Annotated in this window: 17 protein-coding genes; 13 read left to right on the top strand and 4 right to left on the bottom strand. The window is 73.6% G+C overall.

Annotation, left to right across the window (positions count from 1 at the left end; translation table 11 throughout):
* Positions 1–13 precede the first annotated feature (13 nt).
* The 7 genes from glnA (at position 14) to EIM48_RS04505 (ending at position 7,731) form a co-directional block, all read left to right on the top strand.
* Entirely contained in the window at positions 14–1,423 is a 1,410-nt protein-coding gene (gene glnA / locus EIM48_RS04535; RefSeq protein ID WP_019399322.1) for a type I glutamate--ammonia ligase, read from the top strand.
* 293 nt (positions 1,424–1,716) lie between these two features.
* Positions 1,717–2,055, top strand: coding sequence for a P-II family nitrogen regulator (locus tag EIM48_RS04530; RefSeq protein WP_019399321.1), 339 nt, complete (start codon positions 1,717–1,719; stop codon positions 2,053–2,055).
* 18 nt (positions 2,056–2,073) lie between these two features.
* On the top strand, positions 2,074–3,531 hold the full coding sequence (gene amt, locus EIM48_RS04525) for an ammonium transporter (protein WP_026010669.1): 1,458 nt from the start codon (positions 2,074–2,076) through the stop codon (positions 3,529–3,531).
* 205 nt (positions 3,532–3,736) lie between these two features.
* The gene (locus EIM48_RS04520) at positions 3,737–4,483 is read left to right on the top strand and encodes an N-acetylmuramoyl-L-alanine amidase (protein WP_125076369.1); all 747 of its coding nucleotides are present in this window, start codon (positions 3,737–3,739) and stop codon (positions 4,481–4,483) included.
* Positions 4,484–4,537: 54 nt separating this feature from the next.
* Positions 4,538–5,596: an ATP-binding protein gene (locus EIM48_RS04515; protein ID WP_125076368.1), complete on the top strand. Its 1,059-nt coding sequence runs from the start codon at positions 4,538–4,540 to the stop codon at positions 5,594–5,596.
* The gene (ntrC, locus tag EIM48_RS04510) at positions 5,593–7,023 is read left to right on the top strand and encodes a nitrogen regulation protein NR(I) (protein WP_028914344.1); all 1,431 of its coding nucleotides are present in this window, start codon (positions 5,593–5,595) and stop codon (positions 7,021–7,023) included. Before EIM48_RS04515 ends, ntrC begins: the two co-directional genes overlap by 4 nt.
* Before the next feature lie 120 nt (positions 7,024–7,143).
* The gene (locus EIM48_RS04505) at positions 7,144–7,731 is read left to right on the top strand and encodes a superoxide dismutase family protein (protein WP_125076367.1); all 588 of its coding nucleotides are present in this window, start codon (positions 7,144–7,146) and stop codon (positions 7,729–7,731) included.
* A 189-nt stretch (positions 7,732–7,920) separates the two neighbouring features.
* On the opposite strand, the gene EIM48_RS04500 is transcribed toward EIM48_RS04505, so the two are convergent.
* On the bottom strand, positions 7,921–8,808 hold the full coding sequence (locus tag EIM48_RS04500; RefSeq protein ID WP_019399315.1) for a hypothetical protein: 888 nt from the start codon (positions 8,806–8,808) through the stop codon (positions 7,921–7,923).
* 168 nt (positions 8,809–8,976) lie between these two features.
* Between EIM48_RS04500 and EIM48_RS04495 the strand changes: the two genes are divergently transcribed.
* Positions 8,977–10,254 (top strand): acetyl-CoA C-acetyltransferase, encoded by a 1,278-nt coding sequence (locus EIM48_RS04495; RefSeq protein WP_019399314.1) that lies wholly within the window; start codon positions 8,977–8,979, stop codon positions 10,252–10,254.
* Positions 10,255–10,336: 82 nt separating this feature from the next.
* On the opposite strand, the gene EIM48_RS04490 is transcribed toward EIM48_RS04495, so the two are convergent.
* The 3 genes from EIM48_RS04490 to EIM48_RS04480 all read right to left on the bottom strand — a co-directional run bounded on the left by EIM48_RS04490 (position 10,337) and on the right by EIM48_RS04480 (position 13,417).
* A complete protein-coding gene (locus tag EIM48_RS04490) occupies positions 10,337–11,593 on the bottom strand; it encodes a heme biosynthesis HemY N-terminal domain-containing protein (RefSeq protein WP_028914347.1) in 1,257 nt (418 codons plus the stop codon).
* A complete protein-coding gene (locus EIM48_RS04485) occupies positions 11,590–12,567 on the bottom strand; it encodes a uroporphyrinogen-III C-methyltransferase (protein ID WP_028914348.1) in 978 nt (325 codons plus the stop codon). Before EIM48_RS04485 ends, EIM48_RS04490 begins: the two co-directional genes overlap by 4 nt.
* A 97-nt stretch (positions 12,568–12,664) precedes the next feature.
* Positions 12,665–13,417 carry a uroporphyrinogen-III synthase gene (locus EIM48_RS04480; protein ID WP_028914349.1) on the bottom strand — a complete coding sequence of 251 codons (753 nt, stop codon included), beginning with the start codon at positions 13,415–13,417 and terminating at the stop codon, positions 12,665–12,667.
* A gap of 57 nt (positions 13,418–13,474) precedes the next feature.
* Here EIM48_RS04480 and EIM48_RS04475 point away from each other — a divergent pair, with 57 nt between their 5' ends.
* The 5 genes from EIM48_RS04475 (at position 13,475) to EIM48_RS04455 (ending at position 16,615) form a co-directional block, all read left to right on the top strand.
* Positions 13,475–13,963 carry a YiiD C-terminal domain-containing protein gene (locus EIM48_RS04475; protein ID WP_125111147.1) on the top strand — a complete coding sequence of 163 codons (489 nt, stop codon included), beginning with the start codon at positions 13,475–13,477 and terminating at the stop codon, positions 13,961–13,963.
* Positions 13,964–13,994: 31 nt separating this feature from the next.
* Positions 13,995–14,414, top strand: a complete 420-nt coding sequence (locus EIM48_RS04470) for a hypothetical protein (RefSeq protein WP_019399304.1) — start codon at positions 13,995–13,997, stop codon at positions 14,412–14,414.
* 67 nt (positions 14,415–14,481) lie between these two features.
* Positions 14,482–14,916: a rhodanese-like domain-containing protein gene (locus EIM48_RS04465; RefSeq protein WP_026010665.1), complete on the top strand. Its 435-nt coding sequence runs from the start codon at positions 14,482–14,484 to the stop codon at positions 14,914–14,916.
* A 108-nt stretch (positions 14,917–15,024) separates the two neighbouring features.
* A complete protein-coding gene (gene secB / locus EIM48_RS04460; RefSeq protein ID WP_028914350.1) occupies positions 15,025–15,561 on the top strand; it encodes a protein-export chaperone SecB in 537 nt (178 codons plus the stop codon).
* A gap of 22 nt (positions 15,562–15,583) precedes the next feature.
* On the top strand, positions 15,584–16,615 hold the full coding sequence (locus tag EIM48_RS04455) for an NAD(P)H-dependent glycerol-3-phosphate dehydrogenase (RefSeq protein ID WP_028914351.1): 1,032 nt from the start codon (positions 15,584–15,586) through the stop codon (positions 16,613–16,615).
* Positions 16,616–16,628: the final 13 nt, after the last annotated feature.

Here is a 16,628-nt window from a genome sequence, read left to right as displayed (position 1 = left end):
AGGTTGCACAGCGATGTCCGTGGAAAACGTTGAGAAGCTGATCAAGGACAACAAGGTCGAGTTCGTCGACCTGCGATTCGTCGACATGCGCGGCATGCAGCAGCACGTCACCTTCCCGGCCAGCATCGTCGAGGACTCGCTGTTCGAGGACGGCAAGATGTTCGACGGCTCCTCGATCGCAGGCTGGAAGGGCATCAACGAGTCGGACATGCTGCTGATGCCGGATCCGGAGACCGCGCTGCTGGATCCGTTCGCCGCCGACCCGACCCTGGTCCTGACCTGCGACGTGCTCGACCCGGCGACCATGCAGGCCTACGCGCGCTGCCCGCGCGGCGTGGCCAAGCGCGCCGAGGCCTACCTGAAGTCCTCGGGCATCGCCGACGCCGCGTTCTTCGGCCCGGAGCCGGAGTTCTTCATCTTCGACGCGGTGCGCTTCGCCAACGACATGGGCCACACCTTCTTCGAGATCGAGTCCGAGGAGGCGGCCTGGAACAGCGGCACCAAGTACGAGACCGGCAACACCGGCTACCGCCCGGGCGTGAAGGGCGGTTACTTCCCGGTCGCCCCGCACGACTCGCTGCACGACCTGCGCGCGGAGATGTGCAAGGTGCTGGAGGAGGCCGGCATCCCGGTCGAGGTCCACCACCACGAGGTGGCCACCGCCGGCCAGTGCGAGATCGGCACCCGCTTCAACACCCTGGTGCGCAAGGCCGACGAGCTGCTGACCCTGAAGTACATCGTCAAGAACGTCGCCCACCGCAACGGCAAGACCGCCACCTTCATGCCCAAGCCGATCGTCGGCGACAACGGCAGCGGCATGCACGTGCACCAGTCGCTGTCCAAGGACGGCAAGAACCTGTTCTCCGGCGACGGCTACGGCGGCCTGTCGCAGCTGGCGCTGTGGTACATCGGCGGCATCTTCAAGCACGCCCGCGCGATCAACGCCTTCGCCAACGCCGGCACCAACAGCTACAAGCGCCTGGTCCCGGGCTTCGAGGCGCCGGTGATGCTGGCCTACTCGGCGCGCAACCGCTCGGCCTCCTGCCGCATCCCGTGGGTGTCCAGCCCGAAGGCCCGCCGCATCGAGATCCGCTTCCCCGACCCGCTGCAGTCCGGCTACCTGACCTTCACCGCGCTGATGATGGCCGGCCTGGACGGCATCAAGAACCAGATCGACCCGGGTGCGCCGAGCGACAAGGACCTGTACGACCTGCCGCCGGAGGAAGAGAAGAACATCCCGAAGGTCTGCTCCAGCCTCGACCAGGCGCTGGAGGCGCTGGACGCGGACCGCGAGTTCCTCAAGGCCGGCGGCGTCATGAGCGACGACTTCATCGACGGCTACATCGCGCTGAAGATGCAGGAAGTCACCAAGTTCCGCGCGGCCACGCACCCGCTGGAATACCAGCTGTACTACGGCAACTGACCGGCTGCGGCGCGGGGGCGACCCCGCGCCGCTTCCGCATCCGTGCGCGATACCGCCGTCCGCCAGGGGGCCGGGCGGCAGTGGAAGGAGAGAGAGAAGCGAAGCAAGCAAAGGGGATTCCCGGGCCTGCATGACCTCCCCCAAGAAGTCGGATGCAGCCTGCGAATCGGTGCGCCGCCGCCGTCACGGAGCGGCCATGTCGAAAGGGAACGGCCGGGCCACCCGGCCCGGCCACTCCCGGAGTTCCGAACGCCGGCCGCAATGGCCGGAACCTCCACCATCGGGATGCGAACATGAAACTGATCACCGCAATCATCCGGCCGTTCAAGCTGGACGAGGTGCGCGAAGCCCTCGCCCAGGCTGGCGTGTCCGGCATCACCGTGACCGAGGTCAAGGGCTTCGGTCGCCAGAAGGGGCACACCGAGCTGTACCGGGGCGCCGAGTACGTCGTCGACTTCCTGCCCAAGATCAAGATCGAGACGGTCGTGACCGACGACCGCGTCGACGCCGTGCTGGAAGCCATCCAGCAGTCGGCGGGCACCGCCAAGATCGGCGACGGCAAGATCTTCGTCACCGCCGTCGAGCAGGTCATCCGCATCCGCACCGGCGAGATCGGCGCGGACGCGCTCTAACCCACCCCGGAGAGAACCATGAAGACGCGATTCCTGGCCGGGTGGAAGACCCGGTTCTATTCCGTGTGCCTGATGATGCTGGTTTCGGCGCTGGCGACCACCGCCTTCGCCGCCCAAGCGCAGGAAACCGCCGCGCCGCCGGCCGAGGAAGCCGCCGCGGCGGTCGCCGCCGCCGCCGATGCCACGGCCGACGCCGCTGCCGCGGTCGGGGAAGCGGCCGCCGAGCCCGCCGCCGCCGAGGAGGCGCCGGCCGAGGAGGAGGCGAGCCTGGATTCGGGCGATACCGCCTGGATGCTGACCTCGACCCTGCTGGTGCTGCTGATGATCGTGCCCGGCCTGGCCCTGTTCTACGGCGGCCTGGTGCGCAGCAAGAACGTGCTGTCGGTGCTCAGCCAGGTGCTGGTGGTGGCCTCGATCGTGATCGTGCTGTGGGCCTTCTACGGCTACAGCGCGGTGTTCACCGAGGGCAACGCCTTCTTCGGCTCGTTCACCGAGAAGTCGTTCCTCAAGGGCATCGGCGTCGACACCCTCAGCGGCACCATCCCGGAGCTGCTGTTCGTGGCCTTCCAGTCCACCTTCGCCGCCATCACCACCGCGCTGATCGTCGGCGCCTTCGCCGAGCGCATCAAGTTCAAGGCGGTGCTGCTGTTCTCGGTGCTGTGGTTCACCTTCAGCTACCTGCCGATGGCGCACATCGTGTGGGGCGGCGGCTACCTGGGCGAGCTGGGCGCGATCGACTTCGCCGGCGGCACCGTGGTGCACATCAACGCCGGCGTGGCCGGCCTGGTCGGCGCCTACTTCGTCGGCAAGCGCCTGGGCTTCGGCCAGACCGCGCTGAAGCCGCACAACGTGCCGTTCACCTTCATCGGCGCCGCCCTGCTGTGGATCGGCTGGTTCGGCTTCAACGCCGGCTCGGCCGCCGCCGCCGACGGCACCGCCGCCCTGGCCTTCATCAACACCATCCTCGCCACCTCGGCGGCGGTGGTTGGCTGGACCCTGGTCGAGGCCATCAGCAAGGGCAAGCCCTCGGCCCTGGGCGCCGCCTCCGGCGCGGTCGCCGGCCTGGTCGGCATCACCCCGGCCTGCGGCACGGTCGGTCCGCTGGGCGCGATCGTGATCGGCCTGGCCGCCGGCGCGATCTGCGTGTGGGGCGTCACCGGCCTGAAGAAGCTGCTGAACGTGGACGACACCGCCGACGTGTTCGGCGTGCACGGCGTCGGCGGCATCGTCGGCGCGGTCCTGACCGGCGTGTTCACCGCGCCCTCGCTGGGCGGCACCGGCGACGCCGACTTCTCGATCGGCAGCCAGGTCTGGATCCAGGTGGTCAGCATCGGCTTCACCATCGTCTGGTGCGCCGTGGTCACCGTGCTGGCCCTGCTGGTGGCCAAGCTGGTGTTCGGCCTGCGCGTCAACGAGGAGGCCGAGCGCATCGGCCTGGACATCAGCTCGCACGGCGAGTCCGCCTACGAGGTCTGAGTGGCATCGCGCCGCGGGCACAGGCCGCGGCGCGCTTCCTGCAACAACCGCGGTGGCGCCGCCCGGCGCCACCGCCCGATCCCCGCGCGCTGCCCGAGCGGCCGCGCCTGCAATGCGCCGAGGTGAACCGTGTTCCGCCTTCCCGTCACCCATGCGCGCCGGAGGCAGTGCTTGCCGCCGCCGCCGCGGGGCGGTGCAATGGGGCATGAGCCCGGACCTGCGCACGCTCTTTCCCGCCGTCCTCTGCCTGCTGCTGGCCGCCTGCGCGCACGCGCCGCAGCGCAGCCCGCTGGCGCAATGGACGCCTTCGCCCAACCACGACGCCCGGCGGCCCTCGCTGGTCGTGCTGCACGCCACCGAACAGGGCTCGGTGGCGGAGAGCCTGCACACGCTGCGCACCCGCAACAGCGGCGGGCCGGTAAGCGCGCACTACCTGGTCGGCGCCGACGGCAGCGTGCACCAGCTGGTCGACGACCGGCGCCGTGCCTGGCATGCCGGCGGTGGCAGCTGGGGCGCGCTCACCGAGCTGAACTCCGCGTCCATCGGCATCGAGCTGGACAATGATGGCGCCGCACCGTTCCCGCCCGCGCAGATCGAGGCCCTGCTGCGCCTGCTCGAGGACCTGGCCACGCGCCTGGGCATCCCGCGCCACGCGGTCATCGCCCACGCCGACCTGGCGCCCACGCGCAAGCGCGATCCCGGCCCGCGGTTCCCGTGGCAGCGCCTGGCCGAGGCCGGCTTTGGCCTGTGGCCGGATCCGGCCGATGGCGAACCGCCTCCCGGTTTCGATCCGTGGCTGGCGCTGCAGGCCATCGGCTGGCCGCTGCACGACCCGGCCGCGGCGGTGCGCGCCTACCGCCGCCACTACCGCGGCGACGAGGCCGACACCCTGGACGCGGAGGACCTCCGCATCCTGCATTCGCTGGTCCTGCAGGCGCGGCGCCGGCGCTGACCGCCACCCGCGGCGGCCATCGCCGCCATCGGCGCCATGCACTAGATTGGTGCAATGTCGATGAGCGCCGTAGCCGCACCCACCCTCGAACACCTGGCCACGCCCGTGGTCTGGGCCGATGCCCAGGCGCGGATCGCCGGGGTCAATGCCGCCTTCCCGCGCTGGCTGGGGATCGGCCCGCGGCGCCTGGTCGGGCAGCCGCTGGCGGCACTGGAGCAGGAGGGCGACGCCCTGGCCCGGTTCCTGGAGCAGGACGAGCGCGAGATCCTGCGCCTGCACCGCATCGCCCTGGGCCTGCCCGGCGAGGCCCCGCGCCTGGCCGATGGCTGGGTCACCCGGGTCGAGGGCGGCTGGCTGCTGGAGGCCCATCCCTGCGACGACCTGACCCTGCCGGACGCGGCCCAGGCCCTGCCCGGGGCGTTGCAGGCCGCGCTCAAGGGCCTGGCCCACGAGTTGCGCAACCCGCTGGCCGGGCTCAAGGGCGCGGCCCAGCTACTGTCGCGGCGTGCCGCCAGCCGCCAGGACGATGCCGGCGAGCGCGAGCTGATCGAGCTGATCGGCTCGGAGATCGAGCGCCTGAGCAGCCTGGTCGACCAGCTGCTGTCGCCGGCGCCGCAGCGGCCGCACGCGCCGTTGAACATCCATGCCGTGCTCGAGCGCGTGCTGCGCCTGGCCGAGGCCGAGGCCGAGGGCCGCCGCCCGGTGCGCATGCAGCGCGACTACGACCCCTCGATCCCGGAATTCCCCGGCGACGCCGACCGCCTCGCCCAGGCGGTGTGGAACCTGGTCAACAACGCTTTGCAGGCGGGAGCCTCGACCATCATCCTGCGCACCCGCTTCGAGCATGGCCTCAACATCCGCGACCACCTGCACGCACGCGCGCTGCGGGTGGAGATCGTGGACGACGGCCGCGGGGTGCCGGAGGAGCTGGCCGAGCACCTGTTCCTGCCGCTGGTCAGCGGCCGCGCCGAGGGCACCGGCCTGGGGCTGGCCCTGGCCCACCAGGTGGCGCGCGAGCACCGCGGCACCCTGACCTTCCGTTCCCGCCCCGGCCATACCGTTTTCACCCTGCTGCTGCCGCAGACCGAGCCTGAAGGAGAGACCGCCGCATGAATTCCGAGAGCCGCCGCGTCTGGGTGGTGGACGACGACCGCTCGGTGCGCTTCGTGCTGGCGACCGCGCTGCGCGACGCCGGCTACGAGGTGGACGGCTTCGAGAACGCCGCCAGCGCGCTGGCGGCACTGCGCGTGCGTGGCGCCCCGGACCTGCTGTTCACCGACGTGCGCATGCCCGGCGACGACGGCCTCAAGCTGCTGGACCGGCTCAAGTCCGCGCACCCGCAGCTGCCGGTGATCGTGATGAGCGCCTACACCGACGTGGCCAGCACCGCCTCGGCCTTCCGCGGCGGCGCCCACGAGTTCCTGTCCAAGCCGTTCGACCTGGACGACGCGGTGGCGCTGGCCGCACGCGCGCTGCCGGCCGAGGGCGCGCCGCCACCGCCGCCGGTGCCGGCCGCCGCCGCCGAGGAGGCCGCCAGCCAGGAGTTGATCGGCGACACCCCGGCCATGCGCGCGCTGTTCCGCGCGATCGGCCGCCTGGCCCAGGCGCCGCTGTCGGTGCTGATCACCGGCGAGACCGGCACCGGCAAGGAACTGGTCGCCAGCGCCCTGCACCGCGAGTCGCCGCGCGCCGATGGCCCGTTCGTGGCGCTCAACACCGCCGCGATCCCGGCCGAGCTGCTGGAGAGCGAACTGTTCGGGCACGAGGCCGGCGCCTTCACCGGCGCGCAGAAGCGGCACGTGGGCCGCTTCGAGCAGGCCAACGGCGGCACCCTGTTCCTGGACGAGATCGGCGACATGCCGGCCTCGCTGCAGACCCGCCTGCTGCGCGTGCTGGCCGAGGGCGAGTTCTTCCGCGTGGGCGGCCGCGAGCTGATCCGGGTGGACGTGCGGGTGATCGCCGCCACCCACCAGGACCTGGAGGCGCTGGTGCAGCAGGGCCGCTTCCGCGCCGACCTGCTGCACCGGCTCAACGTGGTGCGGCTGCAGATCCCGGCCCTGCGCGAGCGCCGCGGCGACATCCCGCTGCTGGCCACCACCTTCCTGCACCGCGCCTCGCGCAAGCTCGGCGGCGGCGCCAAGCGCTTCGAGCCGGCGGCGCTGGCCGCGCTGCAGGCGATGGACTGGCCGGGCAACGTACGCGAGCTGCAGAACCTGTGCTGGCGCCTGGCCGCGCTGGCCCCGGGCGAAACCATCACCCTGGAGGACCTGCAGGTGCTGCAAGCACCGGTGGCCGCGCCGCCGGCGGCGCCGGCCAGCGCCGCGCAGTGGGACATGCAGCTGCGGCAATGGGCGCTGGACTGCCTGCGCGCCGGCGCCCGCGACCTGCACGCCGAGGCGCGCGAACGCTTCGACCGGGCCCTGCTCAACGCCGCCCTGGAACACACCGGCGGCCGCCGGGTGGAAGCGGCGGCGCTGCTGGGCGTGGGCCGCAACACCGTCACCCGCAAGCTGGGCCCGGGGCGCCGCCGCGAGCGCTGAGCGGCGTGGCCCCGCTGCGGTGCGGGCGAGCCGTCGCGGATGGGGGGCCGCGGCCCTTGATTGCCCGGCAACGCGCCAGCGGACACCATGGCGGTCCGTTCCACTGACCGGTGCACGTGCATGAAGACTCCCGCCCATCCGCGAATCGCATTGCCCGCCCTGGCGGCCCTGGCCCTGCTGGCCGGCTGCAGCACCACCGAGCCGGTGGCCCCGGCACCGCCGGCGCCGGCCGAGCCGGTCGCCACCAGCACCGCGCAGGAAGCGCGCGTGGCGCTGGCCTCGGCCTCCGGCAGCCGGGTCAGCGGCACCCTGGTCCTGGTGCCGATGGACGGCGGCGTGCACGTGCGCGGCCAGGTCGGCGGGCTGCCGGCCAACGGCCAGTTCGGTTTCCACGTGCACGAAAAGGGCGATTGCAGCGCGGCCGACGCCACCAGCGCCGGCAGCCACTTCAACCCGGCCGGTGCCCCGCACGGCCGCGCCGGCAGCGGCGCCCACCATGGCGGGGACATGGACAACATCAGCAGCGACGCCGAGGGCGTGGCCACGGTCGATGCGCACCTGCTAGGGGTGACCCTGGGCGGCGGCGCGGCCAACGACATCGCCGGGCGCGCGGTGATCGTGCATGCCGACCCGGACGACTACCAGAGCCAGCCCACCGGCAACGCCGGCGCGCGCGTGGCCTGCGGGGTGATCAAGGTCGTGCGCTGAGCGGCACCAGGGCCCTCCCCTCCGGCGGACGGAGGGGGCCGGGTCCCGGGCCGCGCGCGAAAACCCGCGCTGCAAGGCGGCGCGGCCGGGGCCACGGTCCGGGCCGCGCTCCGGTGTGCAGGGGCGTGGACGCATCCGCCGCACGCGGGCGGGAAGACGCCGCAACGGCTGCGGGATGCAGCCTGCGGATCAGGCCGCTTGCGAAAGCAGGGCGCGCGCGTCCTGCTGGCCGTTGGCGTGCACGTACAGCACCGGGATGCCGTGTGCCTCCAGCACCGCGGCCAGCTGCCGCTGGCGCGCCAGGAACAGCTCGTACAGCCGCTGCAGGCGCTCGCACTCGCCTTCGCCCGGGGTGCCGCCGTGGTAGTGCGCGCACCAGCCGGCCGGGTCGAACAGGGCCATGCGCGCCTCGCCGTCGGCCAGCCGCAGCAGCGGTTCGGGGCCGGCGTCCAGCCATTCCTCCGAGCCCGGCGCCAGCAGCGCCGCCTCGATCAGGTTCCACAGCGCCGACAGGCCCTGGTTGTCGTACTGCATGGCCATCATCGCCGCCAGGTCGTGGGCGCTGAGGTAGCGCGCATGCTCGATCCGGGCGCGGAAGCCGTCCTGCGCCAGCAGCGCGGTGTCGGCACCGGCCATGCCCTGCGGCAGCAGGCTTTCCTCCAGCGCGCCGGCGACCACCGCCAGGGTCTGCGGCTCGCCGGCGAGGATGAAGGGCAGCACGCGCAGGCCGCCGCCGGTCAGGGCCGGGTCGGCCTGCAGCGGCAGCGGGACGTCGCCGTCCGCATCGGTGCCGAAGGCGACCACGCGCGGGCCCTGGTTGCGGCCCGGGGCACGCATGTGCAGCTCCTCCAGCCGGCGGTGCAGCGACCAGCCCGGGCGCAGGGCCTCGGCCGGGTCGAAGTGGGCGGCGGCCAGGACCAGGTCCAGCGAGGCGACGTCCGGCACCAGCCGCGCCAGGTCGCGGCCCACGGCCACCGCCAGGGTGCCGGCCTCTTCCTGGGACAGCGCGGCGCGGCCGGGCGCCTGCCCCCCGGCCAGCTCCAGCGCGAACACGCCACGGAACACGGTGTCAGCCACGCGCAGTCCTCCGCCGGGAAGGGTGGGACTGGCGGCGCGGGCCGCCGTTCATCGCGAAATGGGTCTGCATCGTTGGCCGCCTGACGGCTGGGGGATACACTTCGGCCATTATGCATTCGGTCGCGTATGCAGACCGTAATCCCGATGGAATCCACCCGAGGTCATCCCATGCCATCCACCCGCCCCGTCGCCATCCTCGGCGGCGTCCGCATCCCGTTCTGCCGCCAGAACACCGCCTACTCCGACGTGGGCAACCTTGGCATGTCGGTGCGCACCCTGGGGGCGCTGGTCGAGCGCTTCGGCCTGCACGGGCAGCAGCTGGGCGAGGTGGCCATGGGCGCGGTCATCAAGCACTCCTCGGACTGGAACCTGGGCCGCGAGGCGGCGCTGTCGTCGGGCCTGTCGCCGCTGACCCCGGGCATCACCCTGCAGCGCGCCTGCGGCACCAGCCTGGATTCGATCATCACCATCGCCAACAAGATCGCGGTCGGGCAGATCGACTCGGGCATCGGCGGCGGCTCGGACACCACCTCCGACGTGCCGATCGTCTACGGCAAGAAGCTGCGCGCGCGCCTGCTGGCCGCCAACCGCGGCAAGACCTTCAAGGACAAGCTGGCCGCATTCAAGGGTTTCCGCCTGTCCGAACTCAAGCCCGAGTTCCCGGGCGTGGCCGAGCCGCGCACCGGCAAGAGCATGGGCGACCACTGCGAGGACATGGCCAAGCAGTGGAACATCTCGCGTGACTCGCAGGACGAGTGGGCGGTGTCCTCGCACAGGAAGCTGGCCGCCGCCTACGAGCGCGGCTTCTTCTCCGACCTGATCGCGCCGTTCCGCGGCGTGGAGCGCGACAACATCCTGCGTCCGGACACCTCGCTGGAGAAGCTGGCCACGCTCAAGCCGGCGTTCGACAAGACCTCCGGCCGCGGCACCCTGACCGCCGCCAACTCGACCCCGCTGACCGACGGCGCCGCGGCGGTGCTGCTGTCCACCGAGGAGTGGGCCCGCGCCCACGGCCACGAGCCGCTGGCCTACCTGCGCGACGCGCACGTGTCGGCGGTGGACTTCGTCCACGGCGAGGGCCTGCTGATGGCGCCGACCGTGGCGGTGGCCGAGATGCTCCGCCGCAACAACCTGACCCTGCAGGACTTCGACATCTACGAGATCCACGAGGCCTTCGCCGCGCAGGTGCTGTGCACCCTGCGCGCCTGGGAGAGCGAGGACTACTGCCGCACCCGCCTGGGCCTGGACGCGCCGCTGGGCCGGATCGACCCGGAGAAGATCAACCCGGTCGGTTCCTCGCTGGCCACCGGCCATCCGTTCGCCGCCACCGGCGCGCGCATCATCGCCACCGCGGCCAAGCAGCTGGCCGAGCGCGGCGGCGGCCGCGCCCTGGTCTCGATCTGCACCGCCGGCGGCATGGGCGTGGTGGCGATCGTCGAGCGCTGATCCCGGCGCCGGCGCAACGAAGAAAGGCGGCCCTGGGGCCGCCTTTCCTTTTCCGGGTCGCCGGGATCCGCGCCGCGGCGGATCACTCCACCAGCCGCGGCAGGCCGTTGGCGTCGCGTTCCTCCGGGGCGGCGTCGGCCGGCGGCTGGAGCAGGCGCGCCGGCAGTGGTTGCACCGGTTCGCCGCGTCCTGCCAGCAGCGCGTTGGCGTAGGCCTGCGCGGCCAGGGCGTGGTCGCCGGCCTCGGCCAGGCCGTCGCCCAGCAGTTCCCAGGCCTCGGCGCCGGCGCCCTGTTCCAGTGCCCGCTGCAGGAAGTCGCGCGCCTGCGGCCACTGCTCCTGCTGCCTTGCCAGGCGCGCCAGCGCCACCAGCAGCGCCGGGCTGCCCGGGTGCTGCTGCAGCCAGCGCTGGGCGCTGGCCCGGCGCGAATCCACGTGGCCGACCGGCAGCCGCGCGTACAGGTCCACCAGCTCCTCGTCCCAGTGCGCGTCCAGCGCCTGCTCCAGGTGGCGCATGGCCGCCTCGTGCCAGCCCAGCGCGGCGGCGCGGCGGGCATAGGCCCCGACCACCGCCGGCTCGGTGCGCAGGGTCTTGGGCATGGCTTCCCAGCGCTCGGCCAGCAGGTTGGCGTCGTCGGTCTCCTCCAGCGAGGCGGCCGCCAGGTCGAGCTCCAGGGTGGCCAGCTCGTCGGCCGGCAGCACTGCCTGCTGGCGCAGCGCGCCGAGCAGGCCGTAGGCCTCGCCGGCGCGGTGCACCGCGGCCAGGGCGCGGGCGCGCAACAGCAGGCCGCGCGGCGGCAGCGGCTGCGCCTCGGCCACGTCCAGCGCGTTGATCGCGTCCACCGGACGGCCGCGCGCCAGCATGCGCTCGCCCTGCAGCACCGCGTGCAGCACCGGGTCGCGCTGCGCCAGCTGCGCCAGCCACTGCGCGGCCGCGGCCTCGTCGCCGCGTGCATCGGCCGCGCGCACCGCGCCGGCCAGGGCCAGGGTGCCGGCCTCGGCATCGTCGGCGGCATTGCCGAGCAGGCGTTCGCCCTGGCTCCAGCGACCGCCGTAGACCGCGCGCATGCCCTCGATCAGGCGCCCGCGGCCCTGGCGCTTGCGGTAGCGGCCCCAGGCGCGGAACGGCAGCCGCAGCAGGTGCCAGGCCGCGCCCAGCACCACCAGCGCCAGCGCCGCCAGGGCGATGGCCACCGGCAGGCTGGTGCTGTAGTCGTAACCGCCGGTGCGCACGATCACCCGGCCCAGCGCGGCCGGGTCCTGCTGCGCGATCCATTGCGCGGCCAGCACGCCCAGCACCGCCGCGACCAGCAACGCCACCAGCCATCGATACGGCTTCATTGCACACTCCTCGCTTCGCGCGCGGCCCGCAGCTGCAGCAGGGTGGCTTCCAGCACCGGTTCCTGCAGTTCCAGCGGCTGGCCGCGCAAGGCCTGCAGTTGACCCTGAACCTCGCGCAGGGCGGGTGAATCCGGCCACAACCGGCGGATCGCCGCCTGCGCGCGCTGCAGCGCCGAACCGAACGCCGGCGCGTCGCCGCGCTCGAGCGCGGCGCGGGCCAGGGTCAGTTCCAGCTGCAGGGTGGTTTCGGCGGCGATGCGCTCGCTGCCGGTCAGCAGTTCGTGGCTGCCGGCCGGGCGCACCTGCACCAGCGGCGCCAGCGCGCGCTGCCACCACGGTTGCGGGCGGCCTTCGTCGGCCGCCGGGGCTTCCAGCGGCAGGTCGGCCAGGCGCGCGGCCACCGCGTCCAGGCGCGCGGCGATGGCCGCGCGCGGGCCGGGGCCGAGCCGGTCCAGCGCGGCGCGCTCCTCGGCCAGGGTCTGGCGCAGGTTGAGCAGGCCGGGGTCGTGCAGGCCCTCGAGCAGGCTGGCGGCCAGCGCGTAGGCGCGGCGCGCGCCTTCCACGTCGCCGGCGATGCGCAGGCGCTGTGCACCCATCACCAGCAGCAGCTCGGCCTCGTCCAGGCGCGCGCTGCGGCTGCCGTCGCGGCTGCTGGCGGCCAGCCGCGCGACGTTGTCCTCCAGCAGCGCGTTGCGCTGGCCCAGGCCCAGTACCTCGTCGCGCAGCACGCGGTTGGCATTGGACGCATCACGGATCAGGCGCGACTGGGTGGCCAGGTCGCTGCGCAGGTTGTCCATGCGCGCGATCAGGGTTTCCAGCTGGCGCGCCTGGTCGGCGTTGCGGTCGTGCAGGCGCGCCTGTTGCTGGCGCCAGGCATGCCAGGCGAAGGCGCCGGCCAGCACCAGTACGAGCGGGACCAGCAGCCACGCGAGCGCGCGCGTGGATGGCCGGCGGGAAGGGGGAGTCTCGTTCACGGCTGCATCCTGTTCGGCCGGGCGGGGGGTGCCGCGCTCCAGGCGGCCATCCGGCCAGCGGCAAGCATCGCTTGGCCGCCGCCGCGCCCGCAAGGACTCACCCGGCAACCAGCTGTTGCGCCAGCGCCGCCAGTGCCGCCGGGCGCGGGCTGGCGGCGGAGGCGACGCGGGCGAAGCCGCGCGCGCGCGCCAGTTCCGCCAGGCGTTCGCTGGCGGCGGCCACGGCGCAGCGGCGCAGGACCGCGACCGCGTCCTCCGGCCAGCCGTCCAGCACCCGTTCCAGCGCCTCGCCGCTGCTGACCGCCACGCAGGCCGGGCCCTGCAGCGCGCGCAGCGCGGCCAGCGCGCGCGGCGCCGGCGGCAGCGGCTCCCTGCGGTAGACGTCGGCGCGCAGCACCCGCGCGCCGCGGCCTTCCAGCGTCGGCGCGATCATCCCGCGTCCGCCCGGGGCGGTGACCAGGCCGACGCTGGCGGGCGCGGCCAGCGCGGGCAGCGCCAGCACGCCCTCGCTGTCCATCCGCGCCGGGGCCTGCGCCCGGGCCACGCCGGCGCGGCGCAGGGCGGCGGCGCTGCCGGCGCCCACCGCCAGCCAGGCCTGGCCGGGACCCGGCCGCAGCGGGCGCAGGGCCGCGGCGGCGCGCACCGCCGCCGGGCTGGTGAACAGCACCGCCTCGCAGGCCAGGGCCGCGTCGAGCGCGCGGCGGGCATCGTCGTCGTCGCAGGGGCGCAACGCCCACGGCGACAGTGCCAGCAGGCGCGCGCCATGCCGCGCGGCGGCGCGGCGCATGGCGTCGTGGCCGCCGGCGGGGCGCAGCGAGACCAGGGTCCAGGGCGGAGGGGGTGCAGGCATCCGCGCATTATGCGGGCCGCGGACCGGCCCGGGCCGGGCTTCCGCTACCCTTTGCCGATGACCACGAACGAGCCGCATGACCCCGCCCTGGCCGCCGTGCGCGCGCAGCTGTGCGCGATCCCGCTGGCGCGCCAGATGCAGATCGAGATCGTCCATGCCGGCGACGGCCGCCTGCGCCTGCGCGCGCCGCTGGCGCCCAACATCAACGACAAGGGCTCGGCCTTCGGCGGCAGCCTGGCCTCGCTGATGACCCTGGCCGGCTGGGGCCTGGCCACCTGGCAGCTGGCCCGCGCCGGGCACCCGGCCGACGTGTACGTGGCCGACAGCCACGTGCGCTACCTGGCGCCGCTGTACGACGCGCTGGAGGCGGAGGCCTGGCTGGAGGAAGGGCAGTGGGAGGATTTCCTCGCCACTTTCCGCCAGCGTGGCCGCGCGCGCTGCCGGATCGCCGCGCGCATCACCCTGCCCGGCGGCGGCGATGCGACCGTGTTCAGCGGCCGCTACGTGGCCATGGCCGGCGGCCGCGCCGCCGGGGCCAGCTGCTAGCATGCCGGCCATGGCCCGCCGGAGGACGACGATGCGCATTCCAGGGATCCTGCTGCTGCTGGCGCTGTGCGCGCTGGTGCTGCCGGCGCATGCCATGGGCAAGCGCCAGGCGCAGGCCCTGGGCCAGGCGCAGGAGGCGTTCGCCGCGGCGGTGCGCTGGAGCGACTACGAGGCCGCGCTGCAGCTGGTCGATCCGGAATGGCTGGCCGCCCACCCGGTCAGCGGGCTGGAACTGGAGCGCTACCGCCAGCTGCAGGTGACCCGCTACCGCGAGGGCACCAGCTCGGTGCTGGCCGACGGCACCGTCGCGCGCGAGATCGAGGTCGGCGCGGTCAACCGCCACACCCAGGCCGAGCGCACCGTGCGCTGGCGCGAGCTGTGGCGCTGGGACGCGCAGGCGCGGCGCTGGTGGCAGGTCTCCGGGCTGCCGGACTTCTGGGACGGGCACTAGCGGCGGCGCGGCGCGGGGCATGTGCGACAATCGCCGCCCCGTCCCATCCGCATGAAGAACGCGCGCCGTGAATCTTGAGACCCTGATGGCCTTCGCCGGCCGCCACCCGATGCTGTCGCTGGCGCTGGCCGGTCTGACCGTGGCGATCATCTACACCGAGATCATGCGCCTGCTGCGCGGCTACAAGGCGCTCAAGCCGTCGGAGCTGGCGCTGGTGGCCAACCAGCCCGGCGCCCTGGTGGTGGACCTGTCGGCGATCGCCGATTTCGAGAAGGGCCACATCGCCGGCAGCCGCAACATCATCCCCAGCCAGTTCGACCCGGCCGGCAAGCTGCTGGCCGGCGCGAAGCAGTCGCCGGTGGTGGTGGTGTGCCGCACCGGCATGGCCTCGGCCGGCGCCGCGCGCAAGCTGAAGAAGGCCGGCTTCGAGCAGGTGTACTGGCTCGACGGCGGGCTGGTCGCCTGGCAGGCCGCGGGCCTGCCCCTGGTCAAGGGCCGCTGAGCCCGGCCGCGCCCCGGGGCTACCCGCGTCCGGCGCACGTGCCATAATCCCGCGTTCCGTTCCCGGCCGGTTCAGCCGGCCATCCAACCAGCGATTCCGGAGTCCGAAATGTCCGACGAAACCACCAACGGCGCTGCCGCCCCCGCCCCGCAGGAAGCCGCCGGCGCGGCCTTCAGCGTCGAGAAGATCTACGTCAAGGACGTTTCCTTCGAGTCGCCCAATTCGCCGGCGATCTTCAACGAGCAGGGCCAGCCGGACCTGCAGCTGAACCTCAACCAGCGCGTGCAGCGCCTGAACGAGACCGCGTTCGAGGTCTCCCTGCGCGTCACCCTGACCTGCAAGGTCGGCGAGAAGACCGCCTACGTGGTCGAGGTCGACCAGGCCGGCGTGTTCGGCATCGCCGGCCTGCCGCCGCAGGGCGTGGACGTGCTGCTGGGCACCCAGTGCCCGAACATCCTGTTCCCGTACGTGCGCCAGCTGGTCAGCGACCTGGTCCAGGCCGGCGGCTTCCCGCCGTTCCTGCTGCAGCCGATCAACTTCGACGCGCTGTACGCCGAGACCCTGCGCCAGCGCCAGGCCCAGGCCGCGCAGCAGCAGGCCGCCGAGGGCGACGCGGCCTCGGCCGAGCCGGCCGGCAACGCCTGATCCGGCGGCAAACGCGCATCCGATGACTGCCGCAACCGGCAGCAGCAGGCTGGCGGTCCTCGGGGCCGGGTCGTGGGGCACCGCCCTGGCGACCCTGACCGCCCGCAACGGCCTGGCCACCACCCTGTGGGGCCGGGACGCGGTGGTGGTCGAGGCCATCGACCAGCGCCACGAGAACCCGCGCTACCTCCCGGGCATCCCGCTGCCCGGGAACCTGCGTGCCACCACCGACCTGGCCGCGGCCGTCGCCGGCTGCGACTGGGTGCTGGTGGTGGTGCCCTCGCATGCCTTCACCGAGACCCTGCACGCGCTCAAGCCGCTGCTGCCGGCCGGTGCCGGCGTGGCCTGGGCGACCAAGGGCTTCGAGCCCGGCTCCGGCCGCTTCCTGCACGAGGTTGCCGCCGACGTGCTGGGCCCGGGCGTGCCGCTGGCCGTGGTTACCGGCCCCTCGTTCGCCAAGGAAGTCACCCTGGGCCTGCCCACCGCGGTGACCGTGCACGGCGAGGACCCGGCGTTTACCCGCAAGGTCGCCGCGGCCTTGCACGGCCCCGCGTTCCGCGCCTACACCGGCGACGACATGGTCGGCGCCGAGCTGGGCGGGGCGATGAAGAACGTGCTGGCGGTGGCCACCGGCGTGGCCGACGGCATGGAGCTGGGCCTCAATGCCCGTGCCGGCCTGATCACCCGCGGCCTCAACGAGATGCTGCGCCTGGCCGCGGCGATCGGCGCGCGCCCGGAGACCCTGATGGGCCTGGCCGGCCTCGGCGACCTGGTGCTGACCTGCACCGGCGACCTGTCGCGCAACCGCCGCCTGGGCCTGGCCCTGGGCCGCGGCAAGGAGCTGCACGAGGCGGTGCGCGAGATCGGCCAGGTGGTCGAATCGGTGCAGACCGCCAACGAGGTCATGCGCCTGGCCAACCGCCACGGCGTGGAACTGCCGATCTCCGCCGGCGTGCACGCCGTGCTGCACGGCGAGCTGACCCCGCGCCAGGGCCTGGAGCAGCTGCTGGCCCGCGAACAGAAGCCGGAATACCCGGAAACCCTGTTCCGCTGAGGGCTGCCCGCGC

Origin of the sequence: Pseudoxanthomonas sp. SGNA-20, assembly GCF_003931635.1 — a bacterium.
Taxonomy (GTDB): Bacteria; Pseudomonadota; Gammaproteobacteria; order Xanthomonadales; family Xanthomonadaceae; genus Pseudoxanthomonas.
This window is presented reverse-complemented; position numbering and strand designations above follow the sequence as displayed.

What these genes read in the sequence shown, in the direction of transcription:
- glnA (WP_019399322.1), top strand. Translation starts at nt 14, where the DNA reads ATGTCCGTGGAAAACGTTGAGAAGCTGATCAAGGACAACAAGGTCGAG.
- EIM48_RS04530 (WP_019399321.1), top strand. Translation starts at nt 1,717, where the DNA reads ATGAAACTGATCACCGCAATCATCCGGCCGTTCAAGCTGGACGAGGTG.
- amt (WP_026010669.1), top strand. Translation starts at nt 2,074, where the DNA reads ATGAAGACGCGATTCCTGGCCGGGTGGAAGACCCGGTTCTATTCCGTG.
- EIM48_RS04520 (WP_125076369.1), top strand. Translation starts at nt 3,737, where the DNA reads ATGAGCCCGGACCTGCGCACGCTCTTTCCCGCCGTCCTCTGCCTGCTG.
- EIM48_RS04515 (WP_125076368.1), top strand. Translation starts at nt 4,538, where the DNA reads ATGTCGATGAGCGCCGTAGCCGCACCCACCCTCGAACACCTGGCCACG.
- ntrC (WP_028914344.1), top strand. Translation starts at nt 5,593, where the DNA reads ATGAATTCCGAGAGCCGCCGCGTCTGGGTGGTGGACGACGACCGCTCG.
- EIM48_RS04505 (WP_125076367.1), top strand. Translation starts at nt 7,144, where the DNA reads ATGAAGACTCCCGCCCATCCGCGAATCGCATTGCCCGCCCTGGCGGCC.
- EIM48_RS04495 (WP_019399314.1), top strand. Translation starts at nt 8,977, where the DNA reads ATGCCATCCACCCGCCCCGTCGCCATCCTCGGCGGCGTCCGCATCCCG.
- EIM48_RS04490 (WP_028914347.1), bottom strand. Translation starts at nt 11,593, where the DNA reads ATGAAGCCGTATCGATGGCTGGTGGCGTTGCTGGTCGCGGCGGTGCTG.
- EIM48_RS04480 (WP_028914349.1), bottom strand. Translation starts at nt 13,417, where the DNA reads ATGCCTGCACCCCCTCCGCCCTGGACCCTGGTCTCGCTGCGCCCCGCC.
- EIM48_RS04475 (WP_125111147.1), top strand. Translation starts at nt 13,475, where the DNA reads ATGACCACGAACGAGCCGCATGACCCCGCCCTGGCCGCCGTGCGCGCG.
- EIM48_RS04470 (WP_019399304.1), top strand. Translation starts at nt 13,995, where the DNA reads ATGCGCATTCCAGGGATCCTGCTGCTGCTGGCGCTGTGCGCGCTGGTG.
- secB (WP_028914350.1), top strand. Translation starts at nt 15,025, where the DNA reads ATGTCCGACGAAACCACCAACGGCGCTGCCGCCCCCGCCCCGCAGGAA.
- EIM48_RS04455 (WP_028914351.1), top strand. Translation starts at nt 15,584, where the DNA reads ATGACTGCCGCAACCGGCAGCAGCAGGCTGGCGGTCCTCGGGGCCGGG.